This window comes from Tranquillimonas alkanivorans, assembly GCF_900115595.1.
In the GTDB taxonomy this organism is placed as follows: Bacteria; Pseudomonadota; Alphaproteobacteria; order Rhodobacterales; family Rhodobacteraceae; genus Tranquillimonas; species Tranquillimonas alkanivorans.
On sequence record NZ_FOXA01000010.1, the window covers coordinates 131,896 to 141,944 of the forward strand.

General features: G+C 68.9%; 11 protein-coding genes and 1 pseudogene. 8 read left to right on the forward strand and 4 right to left on the reverse strand.

Features of this window, described 5'->3' with window-relative positions; all coding sequences use genetic code 11:
- Window positions 1-2: 2 nt before the first annotated feature.
- The 6 genes from BM162_RS13355 to BM162_RS22820 all read left to right on the forward strand — a co-directional run bounded on the left by BM162_RS13355 (window position 3) and on the right by BM162_RS22820 (window position 4,805).
- On the forward strand, window positions 3-1,187 hold the full coding sequence (locus BM162_RS13355) for a zinc-dependent alcohol dehydrogenase (protein ID WP_093422811.1): 1,185 nt from the start codon (window positions 3-5) through the stop codon (window positions 1,185-1,187).
- Window positions 1,184-1,978, forward strand: coding sequence for an SDR family NAD(P)-dependent oxidoreductase (locus BM162_RS13360; protein WP_245759268.1), 795 nt, complete (start codon window positions 1,184-1,186; stop codon window positions 1,976-1,978). The genes BM162_RS13355 and BM162_RS13360 overlap by 4 nt, the downstream gene beginning before the upstream one ends.
- Complete coding sequence (locus BM162_RS13365; protein ID WP_093422814.1) at window positions 1,971-2,741, forward strand: SDR family NAD(P)-dependent oxidoreductase; 771 nt, start codon at window positions 1,971-1,973, stop codon at window positions 2,739-2,741. Before BM162_RS13360 ends, BM162_RS13365 begins: the two co-directional genes overlap by 8 nt.
- Window positions 2,742-2,805: 64 nt before the next feature.
- Window positions 2,806-3,564, forward strand: coding sequence for an SDR family NAD(P)-dependent oxidoreductase (locus BM162_RS13370; RefSeq protein WP_093422816.1), 759 nt, complete (start codon window positions 2,806-2,808; stop codon window positions 3,562-3,564).
- A gap of 11 nt (window positions 3,565-3,575) precedes the next feature.
- Window positions 3,576-4,538 carry an aldo/keto reductase gene (locus BM162_RS13375; RefSeq protein WP_093422819.1) on the forward strand — a complete coding sequence of 321 codons (963 nt, stop codon included), beginning with the start codon at window positions 3,576-3,578 and terminating at the stop codon, window positions 4,536-4,538.
- A gap of 99 nt (window positions 4,539-4,637) precedes the next feature.
- The gene (locus tag BM162_RS22820; RefSeq protein ID WP_177215156.1) at window positions 4,638-4,805 is read left to right on the forward strand and encodes a hypothetical protein; all 168 of its coding nucleotides are present in this window, start codon (window positions 4,638-4,640) and stop codon (window positions 4,803-4,805) included.
- 4 nt (window positions 4,806-4,809) lie between these two features.
- On the opposite strand, the gene BM162_RS13380 is transcribed toward BM162_RS22820, so the two are convergent.
- The 4 genes from BM162_RS13380 to BM162_RS13395 are packed head-to-tail and all read right to left on the reverse strand — an operon-like array spanning window position 4,810 to window position 8,132.
- Window positions 4,810-5,382: an SAM-dependent methyltransferase gene (locus tag BM162_RS13380; RefSeq protein ID WP_177215157.1), complete on the reverse strand. Its 573-nt coding sequence runs from the start codon at window positions 5,380-5,382 to the stop codon at window positions 4,810-4,812.
- Window positions 5,372-6,076 (reverse strand): PIG-L deacetylase family protein, encoded by a 705-nt coding sequence (locus BM162_RS13385; protein WP_177215158.1) that lies wholly within the window; start codon window positions 6,074-6,076, stop codon window positions 5,372-5,374. The genes BM162_RS13380 and BM162_RS13385 overlap by 11 nt, the downstream gene beginning before the upstream one ends.
- Window positions 6,073-7,143 (reverse strand): acyl-CoA dehydrogenase family protein, encoded by a 1,071-nt coding sequence (locus BM162_RS13390; RefSeq protein WP_093422827.1) that lies wholly within the window; start codon window positions 7,141-7,143, stop codon window positions 6,073-6,075. The genes BM162_RS13385 and BM162_RS13390 overlap by 4 nt, the downstream gene beginning before the upstream one ends.
- The gene (locus tag BM162_RS13395; RefSeq protein ID WP_177215159.1) at window positions 7,140-8,132 is read right to left on the reverse strand and encodes a glycosyltransferase family 2 protein; all 993 of its coding nucleotides are present in this window, start codon (window positions 8,130-8,132) and stop codon (window positions 7,140-7,142) included. The genes BM162_RS13390 and BM162_RS13395 overlap by 4 nt, the downstream gene beginning before the upstream one ends.
- A 149-nt stretch (window positions 8,133-8,281) precedes the next feature.
- Between BM162_RS13395 and BM162_RS13400 the strand changes: the two genes are divergently transcribed.
- Together BM162_RS13400 and BM162_RS13405 are read left to right on the forward strand one after the other, a co-directional pair.
- Window positions 8,282-9,493, forward strand: a complete 1,212-nt coding sequence (locus tag BM162_RS13400; protein WP_093422832.1) for an AI-2E family transporter — start codon at window positions 8,282-8,284, stop codon at window positions 9,491-9,493.
- 97 nt (window positions 9,494-9,590) lie between these two features.
- A pseudogene (locus BM162_RS13405) lies at window positions 9,591-10,049 on the forward strand (IS5 family transposase); the annotation flags it as partial.

Genomic DNA, 10,049 nt, shown 5'->3' on the forward strand with positions numbered 1-10,049 from the left:
ACATGCGCGCACTGACCTGGCAAGGAAAGCACGACGTCCGGGTGGAGACGGTCCCGGATCCCGAGATCGTCAACCCCCGCGACGCGATCATCGAGGTCACCTCGACCGCCATCTGCGGCTCGGACCTTCACCTCTACGACGGAGTGATCCCCGGCCTGATGTCCGGCGACATCCTGGGCCACGAGTTCATGGGCCGCGTCGTCGAAACCGGGCCCAAGAGCACGCTGCAAAAGGGGCAGCGCGTGGTGGTGCCGTTCACCATCTCGTGCGGGAAGTGCTTCCACTGCATGAAGCAGCAGTACTCGGCCTGCGACAACTCGAACCCGGTCGAGAAGCAGGACTTGAGCGAGCCGCTGTACGGCCACGCGATGTCCGGGCTCTTCGGCTATTCGCACCTGACCGGCGGCTACCCCGGCGGGCAGGCCGAGTACGTGCGCGTGCCGTTCTCGGACGTGGGCCCGATCGTGATCCCGGACGGGATGGACGACGACGAGGTGCTGTTCCTGTCCGACATCCTGCCCACCGGCTGGATGGCGGCCGAGAACGCCGACATTGAGGAAGGCGATACCGTCGCCGTCTGGGGCTGCGGGCCCGTCGGGCTGTTCGCGGTGCAGAGCGCACTGGTGATGGGCGCGGCGCGCGTCATCGCCATCGACCACCACCCGCACCGGCTGGAGCTGGCGCGCAAGCTCGGTGCGAAGGTCATCGACTACACGCAGACCAAGATGCTCGAAGCGCTGATGGAGATGTCGGGCGGCTTCGGCCCCGACGCGGTGATCGACGCGGTGGGCATGGAAAGCCACGGCTTCGCTCCGGACGCCGTGAGCGACCAGGTGAAACAGGCCGTCGGAATGGGGGCCGACAGCGCTCATGCCCTTCGCGAGGCGCTTCTGGCGGTACGCAAGGGCGGTCGCGTGTCGATGCCGGGCGTCTATGGCGGCTTCGTCGACAAGTTCCCGCTGGGCGCGCTGATGGAGAAGGGCCTGCAGGTCAGGACAGGGCAGACGCACGTTCAGAAGTACACCAAGGACCTGCTCAAGCGGATCCAGGACGGCGAGCTGGACACGACGTTCATGATCTCGCACCGGCTGCCGCTGGAAGAGGCGGCGCGGGGGTATGAGAATTTCCGATACAACCAGAACGAGTGGACCAAAGTCGTTCTGAAGCCCGGCACGAGCCTCTCGTGACGGTGGGGCGAAAGCTGGCGGTCGTCACGGGCGCCTCTTCGGGCATCGGGCTGGAGCTGGCCCGGTGCGCCGTCCGCGACGGCTGCGACGTCATCCTGTGCGCCGACGACCCCGAACTCGAGGTCGCGGCGGGCAGCCTGCTGGACGGACAGGTGTCGGTCCGCGCCGTGCAGGCCGACCTGGGCACCGAGCACGGCCTCGCGAAGCTGTGGGACGTGATCGGGGGTCTGGGCGTGGACTACCTGTGCGCCAATGCCGGGCGCGGCTTGGGCCACGCCTTCCTTGATCAGGACTGGGACGAGGTGGAGTCGGTGATGCACGTCAACGTCACCGGCACCACCGCGCTGCTGCACCGGATGGCGCAACAGATGAAGGCGCGCGGCGAAGGCCGCATCCTCGTCACCGGCTCGATCGCCGGGATGATCCCCGGCAGTTACCAGGCGGTCTACAACGCGACGAAGGCGTACCTGGACACGCTGAGCTGGGGCATCCGGAACGAGCTGAAGGACACGGGGGTGACGGTGAGCTGCCTGATGCCCGGTCCCACCGATACCGAATTTTTCGCCCGCGCCCACATGGAGGACACGCCGGTTGGCAAGGATGACGGCAAGGACGATCCGGCGATGGTGGCCGAAGAGGGCTGGACCGCGATGAAGAAGGGACGCTCGGGCGTCACCACGGGTTTTATGAACAAGGTTCAGAAGACGTTCTCGGGCATCATCCCGGACGCGGTACTGGCGAAGATGCACCGCGACATGGCCCGGCCGGACGGGGAGAAGACGGATGGCTGACACGCTCGCGCTCGTCACGGGCGCCTCCGACGGCATCGGCTATGAACTCGCCCGTCGTGCCGTCGAAGACGGTCACCGGCTGGTCATCTGCTCGGACAGCGACGCCATCGAGGAGGCGGCTGACAAGCTGCGGCGCCTGGGTGGCGAAGTCGAGACAGTGCAGGCGGACCTGTCGGGCCGCAGGGGCGTCGAGACGCTGTGGCAGACGGTCGAGCACCGGAAGATCGACCTGTTCTTCGCCAACGTGGGCCAGGCGCTCGGCCACGCGTTCCACGAACAGAAGTGGCGGGACGTGAAGCGGCTGATCGATCTCAACGTGCTCCAGACCACGTCGATGCTGCACAGGGTCGGCCGGAAGATGCGCGCGCAAGGCGGGGGCCGCATCCTGGTCACCGGCTCGCTCGGCGGGTTCGTTCCCGGCCCCTACGACGCCGTTTACAATGCTACGAAGTCGTACCTCGACAGCCTGTGCTACGCGCTGCAGGACGAGTGGAAGGAGAACGACGTCGTGCTGACCTGCCTGATGCCCGGCCCCGTCGAGACCGAGATCTTCGACCGCGCCGGCATGCAGGACGCGCCCATTGAGGACGCGAAGAAGGAAGACCCGACCGACGTCGCGCGCAAGGGCTACGAGGCGCTGATGAAGGGCGAACGTGGCGCGATCCCGTCGCTGCCCAGCAAGGTCATCACAATGCTCGCCGGCATCGCGCCGCAAGGACTTATGGCCGAGGTACACCGGTGGGGGGCGCGGCCGCGAGACTGAGCTTCCCGTTGGCATCGGCCAACGCGCCGCGTATCCAGAGGCCGAAGCAAGCGAGGAGGAGAAGATGAGCGGCAAGTTCGCCCGATACCCCAGCCTTGACGGCGCGACCGTCTTCGTCACCGGCGGCGCGTCGGGGATCGGCAGGGAAATCGTCACCGCCTTCGCCGACCAGGGAGCACGAGTGGGCTTCCTGGACCTCGACGCGGACGGCAGCCGGGCGCTGGCCGAGCGTCTGGGCCCGAACGTGACCTACGAGATCTGCGATCTGCGCGACATCGCGGCGCTTCAGGCCGCGCTCGGCGCGCTGAAGGACCGGTTGGGCCCGGCGACCGTGCTGGTGAACAACGCGGCGCGCGACGATCGGCACGACTGGCGTGATGTGACGGCGGAGTACTGGGACGAGCGTGCAGCGACGAACCTGCGCCACATGTTCTTCGCCATCCAGTCCGTCGCGCCCGGCATGATCGATTTGGGCGGCGGATCGATCGTCAACATGGGCTCGAACTCGTGGTGGGAGGCCGGTGGCGGCTTCCCCGCCTACGCCACCGCGAAGGCCGCCGTGCACGGGCTGACGCGGACGATGGCGCGCGACCTGGGCGGCCACCGTATCCGCGTGAACACCGTCGTGCCCGGCTGGATCATGACCGAGCGGCAGAAAGAGCTGTGGGCCACGCCCGAGGGACTGGAGAAGCACCGCGAGCGGCAGTGTCTGCCCGACCTGATCGACCCGGTCTACGTCGCGCGGATGGTGCTGTTCCTGGCCTCGGACGACGCGGCGATGTGCACCGCGAACAACTACATGGTCGAGGCGGGCTCGATCTGAGGGAGGGCGAGATGAAGAAAATCAGCATCGGCAATACCGGTGTCGAGGTCACTGAGGTCAGCTTCGGCACCTCCGCGCTTGGCGACATGCCCGCCACGTATGGCTACTCCGTGGACGAGGCGCGTGCGCGGGAGACACTTGAGGCGATCTTCGAGAGCCCGGTCAACGTGCTCGACACCTCGCGCAACTACGGTCAGGGCCGGAGCGAGCAGCGCATTGGAGAGGCGATCCGCGCCCGCGGCGGGCTGCCGGAGGGTTTCGTCCTCTCGACCAAGCTCGACCGCGACGGAGAGACGAACCGCCTGGACGCGGCGCAGGCGCGGCGCTCGCTCGAGGAAAGCCTCGAGGCGCTGGGGCTGGACTACGTCGGCATCCTGCACCTGCACGACCCCGAGCACGTCGCGGACGTGGACGAGGTCACGCGCGAGGGTGGTGCACTCGACGAACTCTTCAAGATGAAGGAAGAGGGCTTGGCGGACGCCGTGGGTCTGGCCATGGGCAAGATTGACCTGATGCTGCCGATAGTGAAGGACCGGCCTTTCGACCTGATCATCAATCACAACCGCTTCAACCTGCTGAACCGGCAGGCGACCGAGCTTTACGACTATGCCCACGGCGCGGGCATCGCGGTGATGAATGCCGCGCCCTACGCCAGCGGCGCGCTGGCCAAGGGCGCCGACGCCGCCCCGCGCATCGCCTATCAGGAGGCGGGCGAGGATCAACTCGCGCCGGTCCGCCAGATCGAGCGTATCTGCGCCGAGCATGGCGTGCCGATGGGCGCGGTGGCGCTGCAATTCTCGGCCCGCGACCCGCGCATCGCATCGACGCTGATCGGCGTGACGAAGCCCGAGCGCGTGCGCCAGACGCTGGACTGGCTCGACACGCCGGTGCCGGCCGCCGTGTGGCAGGCGCTTGAGACGGTGCCGTACTCGACCGACGATCCCGAGGCGAACCGCAAGATGACGGTGGGCTGACACAATCCATAGGTGCGCCGGAAATTGCCCCGGCGCTGCCCGAACTTTGCCACACGCGGCGCGATCCTGTCCGACGGGGATAGCAAACGGAAGACAGGGATGCTCGTCTACGTACCGTCGTCGACCTGCGTTGACTGGAGAAAGAAGCGCAAGCACCGCCGCGGCCTGCTGGACCGCCTGGACGACCTGCCGTCGCTCACCGGCAACGTCCGGACGGTCGCCATCTGGCTCGCGGTCGCGGCGATCCTTCTGCCGACGCAGCTTTGACGGCTCACCGACAGGTGCCGCAGTCGATGACGTGACCCGGGAAAATCACCTGGGGCTCCCACGTCGCATGCGTCAGTGACTGTCGCAGCAGGTCGACGGCCTCCGGTCCGCCAAGCGCATGACCTGTGTCACCGGTCCAGTTGACCGCCACGATCCGCGCGCCCGGCGCGGCGCGGGTGCCAATCCAGCCGCCCAGTGCCGCGATGTCCTGCGGCGTGAGGAAGTACAGCACCTCGGACAGCACCACGAGGTCCGGCGACAGCTCGGGCAGGTCGTGCGGCACCACCGCCGGCGCGACCGTCACGTGCCCCTGCCCCTCCATCCGTACGCGTGCGGTCGCCAGCACCTCGGGCACCGCCTCAAGCGCCGTCAGCCGGTCGCAAAGCGGGGCAAGGCGGGCGGTCAGCGCACCCGTGCCGCAGCCGATCTCGACCACCTGCCGGAACGGCCCGTCGCCCGCCGCCTTGACGGTGCGCGTATGCTTCTCCCTCTCGTACCTGCTCTGGTCGTGCCGCCACGGGTCGGGATCGGCGGCGTAGAGCGTGCGCAGGTGGTCGAGCGTTTCTTCAAGCGGCAAGCAGGATCTCCGGGTGATCGAGGAAGTGGCGCTGGTGCTCGGCCTTCATCACGAAACCCTTGGGGTCGTCGTCGATGAGCGCCGTCATCTGCGTGGCGTGGCAGGCCAGGGCTTCCCGCTTGGCGGCCTGCGCCTCGGCGCTCGCCTCCACCCGGACCGGGCCGCGCGGCGTGGCGCACGGCCGGAAGCGACCCCAGATCGGGTAGGCTCGCAGCGCGCACGGCACCTGCGCCGCCGCCTGTCCGACAAGCCGCGCGGCCGAGACGTGATCCTCGTGCGGGTCGCCCTCCCACGTCACGGTGACCAGCGCGCCCGGCGGGATCAGACGGATCAGCGCGGCGGTGCAAGGGCCGGCCTCGGCGTCGCTCGGCAGGCCGCAATCGGGGTAGCGCAGGCAGGTCACCTGCGCCGTGGGGGCGAGGCGCGTCACCGCCGCCCGCAACTCGGCCTCCCGCCGCGCCGCGAGCCGCGGCGGAGGCCAGCGCAGGGAGTTCGGGTGGGAGGCGGAGCCATCGGTCAGGCAGACGACGTGCACCGGCACGCCCAGCCGCGCGGCGTCGTGCATCAGGGCGCCGCAGCCCAGCGTCTCGTCATCCGGGTGCGGCGCGACGACGACCAGCGCGGTGTGACCGTGCAGCAGTTCTTCCACGCCGATGCGTGGCGCGGTCGCGACGGCGTCGAGCAGTGCGCTCACGTTAGGCTCCAGTCTCGGGCAAGGCGTGCGTCCTGCCGGATCGTGCGCATCGCCGTCTCGCCCAGCCCGTCCGGGTTTGCTTGCCGGAGATAGAATTGCAGGTCGCGGCGCCGCCGTTCGACGGGGTGCGAGGTGGCGAAAGACGCCGCGCCCAGCGCCTGGTCCATCGCCGCCATCAGTGCGACTGCCTCCTCCGCCGTCTTGAGTCGGGCGAGGATCGATGTCGCGGCGGCCTCAAGCGTGGCGTCCGGATGCTCCACCGCTTCCGCGGCGCGCACGAGCCACAGGCGCGCCGTCTCGCACGCCGTCACCATGGCGCGCAAGCGCGCCGACTGAAGCGGCGCGTCCGCCTGCCCGCGCGTCTCAAGCTGCGCGGCAGCGGCGGCGGTCATCGCGCGCATCGCTCCCATCTGCACGGCGGCATAGCGCCAGACGCCACCTTGGAAATGCGGCTCGCGCAGGAAGTCCCCCGGCCCGCCAAGCATGTCATCCTTGTGCACCACCAGCCCCTCGAGGTCGCACCGGCCGGAGGCTGTCGCCTCCATCCCGCTCACGGACCATTCCTCGGGATACAGCCGATCACGGAGCCGGTCCCTCTCGAGCACCAGAAGTTGCAGCTTATCGTCGGTGTCCCGGGCGCTGACCACTGCCACGTCCAGCACGTCGGCGCCCGAGGCGAACAGCTTCTGTCCACTCAGCCGGTCCCCTTCGAGCCGCACCGGGTCGGGTCCGTCGGCCCCCCAGACGCCGAACAGCGCCCCCTGCCCCGCCGCATCGAGCAGCCGGTCGCGCTGCGGTCCCTCAGCGTAAAGCGTCACCAGCTTCACAGCGTTCACGTGACCCTCGAACAGCCGTCCAGCCGACAGGTCGGCGCGCCCGACCTCGGCCAGCGTCTCGAGAAGACGCACGGGATCGTCGGGATGGTGCGCAAGGTCAGCGCCGCCATGGGACGCAGGCGCGCAGGCCGCCAACACGCCTTCGCGGCGCAGCGCGGCGATCAGCGTCGCCATGTCCGGTGCATCCGGTCCCGGCGGGGCGAGTTCGGAAAGGCGGTCGGCAAGGGTCATGCCGCGTTCTCCCGCACGCGCAGGTCCGCCATCGCCGGCCGCACCTCGTCCCGGACGAGGGCGGCGAGCGCCGGAAGGTCCCGCGCCAGGTCACTTTCGCGCAACGCCGGCGCCGCCCGGCGCCCGGGGCCGCGCTGGCCCTGTACCGCGGCGTCACAGGTGGCGCGCCAACGGTCGCCATAGGCGGCGACGGTGTCGAGCGCGCTGTCTACCGGAGGATCATCCTCGGTCAGCCGCCGTCGCAGCGCGTCCGCCATGCCGCTGCGCGCCCGCCCGTCGAGCCGGGCCGACACCCAGGCCCGTGCGCGGTCGCAATACCGCACCGGCACGCCCGCCTCCTCGGCCCGGCGCACCAGCGCCCGGTCCTCGCTTTCGGCCACGTCCGGCATGCCGCCGATCCGATCGAGGAAGCGGGCCGAGACGGCGAGGCAGGCGCCGGATTCGTGGTAATGCGGCATTCGGCCGTCGCTCAAATCGCCGTTGAGCCGGTCGATCGCGCGGCGCAACTCTGCGGCCAGCGCCCAGTAGGCCCGCGTCTCGGGCCGCGTGAAAAGGAGTTGCGGCTCCTGCGCCCGGCGCTCGCCCGGCGCGGACGTCCAGATCGAGCCGCAGACGACGTCCGTCCGCGCGACAGCCGACCGCGCCAGCGCCGCCAGCGTCAGCGGCGACAGGCGGGCGTCGGCGTCGGTCGTCAGGACGATCCCCTCGCGACCGCACATTTCGGCGGCCTCTTGCATGGCGAGCCGGCGGGCCCGTCCCGCGTCGGCGCGGTCTGCGGGCAGGTGGCGCTCGATCACGCGCATGCGGCACCGCATTCCTGCGGCCGCGCGCCGGGCCACATCGGCCGTGCCGTCAGAGCTGTTGTTGACCAGCACGACGACCGACACGGGCTCGGCCAGGTGGCTCGCGGCCGCGTCGATGCCGGCAAGGCATTGCGCGATCACGGCGGCTTCGTTGGACGCCGGAATCGCGACCGAGATGCTGTGCAAGGGCAGTCCTCCGCTTCGGGGGTCGCGGTTCAACATCCTCTGCTCGAACCCGGTTCCGCAGCTTCATGCCGCACCCGTCCCGTCGACGGCTGGAACTTCGGAGAGAAGCCGCCGCTTGTGCTGCAAAGGGCTGAAGCGGAGGGCAAAGCATGGACGAGGTAAGCCGCGACGGACAGGATCATCAGATGCCGAAGGACAGCGGCGGCTTCCGTGACGTCCTGCTGTGGCTGGTCGCCGTCATCACCACGATCCTCGTCGGCTGGGCCCTGCGGGCCGCGGCGCCGGTTGCGGTGCCCGTGCTCTTCGCGGCCTTCGTCGCGCTCCTCGTCGCACCCATCGACGAAGGCGTCGCGCGCCACCTGCCCCGCCGGTTCCGCTGGGTCGGGCACGCGGCAGCGATGACGACGGTGTTCCTGGTGCTGGTGGCCTTCGTCGGAAGCATCTGGCTGGCCGCGCAACAGGCCATGAGCAAGGTACCCGGCAGCGTGGGCGGCTCACAGCAGCTGCTGCCGAACTTCGGAGGAGAGGTGCGAGGCGACAGCGCGAGCCAACCCGGTGCCTCGGCCGGCACGGCCGGCGCGGAGGCCAGCGGCGCCCAGGGCTCGAATGGCTTCGCCTCGCAGATCGTCGACCTTTTCACCGGCGCCGGCGAGAGCCTGACCGGTGCGCTGACCGACTGGGCCTCGGGCCTCGCCTCGACGATCCTGAGCGCCGCCGGGACCACCCTGGCCGGAGCGGCACTGGTCTTCTTCCTGGCGCTCATGATGCTGGTCGAGGCGCCGCGCTGGCGCGACAAGTTCACCGCCTTCCTGTCGGGCTCAATGCGAGAGCGATCATTCTCGTCTCTCGGCGTCGTCGCCGAGCGCCTGCGCCAGTACCTCTGGGCGCGCACGATCCTTGGCGTCCTGACCGCAGTCCTTTACGCGGGCTGGCTATGGATGTTCGGGATCGACCTCCTGTTCGTCTGGGCGCTCCTGGCCTTCCTTCTGAACTTCATCCCCACCTTCGGCTCGATCATCGCCGGCATCCTGCCGATCATCTATGCCTTCGTGCAGAAGGACCTGGGTACGGCGATCTTCGTCGGGGCCGGCATCCTCGTGATCGAGCAGGTCATGGGAAACTACGTCGACCCACGCGTGCAGGGTCGGCGCGTCTCGATCTCGCCCCTCGTCGTGCTGATCGTGCTGGTCCTGTGGAGCTGGATCTGGGGCGTCGCCGGCGCCATCCTCGCCCTCCCGGTGACCGTCACCCTCGTCATCGTCTTCGCCCACGTCCGCCAGCTCCGCCCCCTTGCGCTGATGCTGAGCCACGAGCGCGACATGGATGGCCTCGACCGGATGTCGGGCCGAGCGGAGGAATGAGCGTGCGTCGATGCGTCGTTTCCCACGACGCTAGGCTCAGGACCCATTGAATTCAGTCGAACGGCATGATTGACCGCGCGAAAACCGGGCGGTGAACATGTCTGATCTCTTCTGGCTGAGCGGCGCGCAGATGGCACGTTTGGAGCCCTATTTTCCGAAGTCCCACGGCAAGCCGCGCGTCGATGACCGGCGCGTCCTCAGCGGGATTATCTTCATCAATCGCAATGGGTTACGATGGCGAGATGCGCCGAAGGAATATGGTCCCCACAAGACGCTCTACAACCGTTGGAAACGTTGGAGCGATAAAGGCATCTTCGCGAAGATGATGGCTGGACTGGCTGCCGGGCACGGCGAGAAGAAGACCGTGATGATCGACGCCACCTACCTGAAGGCCCACCGCACCGCGTCCAGACTGGCCGTCAAAAAGGGGGGCGCGGCCGCCTGATCGGACGCACCAAGGGCGGCATGAACACCAAGCTGCACGCCATTTGCGACAGCCAGGGACGCCCGCTGAACCTGTTCGTGACGGCGGGGCAGGTCAGCGACTACATCGGTG

What these genes read in the sequence shown, in the direction of transcription:
- BM162_RS13375 (WP_093422819.1), top strand. Translation starts at nt 3,576, where the DNA reads ATGAAGAAAATCAGCATCGGCAATACCGGTGTCGAGGTCACTGAGGTC.
- BM162_RS13390 (WP_093422827.1), bottom strand. Translation starts at nt 7,143, where the DNA reads ATGACCCTTGCCGACCGCCTTTCCGAACTCGCCCCGCCGGGACCGGAT.
- BM162_RS13400 (WP_093422832.1), top strand. Translation starts at nt 8,282, where the DNA reads ATGGACGAGGTAAGCCGCGACGGACAGGATCATCAGATGCCGAAGGAC.
- BM162_RS13355 (WP_093422811.1), top strand. Translation starts at nt 3, where the DNA reads ATGCGCGCACTGACCTGGCAAGGAAAGCACGACGTCCGGGTGGAGACG.
- BM162_RS22820 (WP_177215156.1), top strand. Translation starts at nt 4,638, where the DNA reads ATGCTCGTCTACGTACCGTCGTCGACCTGCGTTGACTGGAGAAAGAAG.
- BM162_RS13370 (WP_093422816.1), top strand. Translation starts at nt 2,806, where the DNA reads ATGAGCGGCAAGTTCGCCCGATACCCCAGCCTTGACGGCGCGACCGTC.
- BM162_RS13365 (WP_093422814.1), top strand. Translation starts at nt 1,971, where the DNA reads ATGGCTGACACGCTCGCGCTCGTCACGGGCGCCTCCGACGGCATCGGC.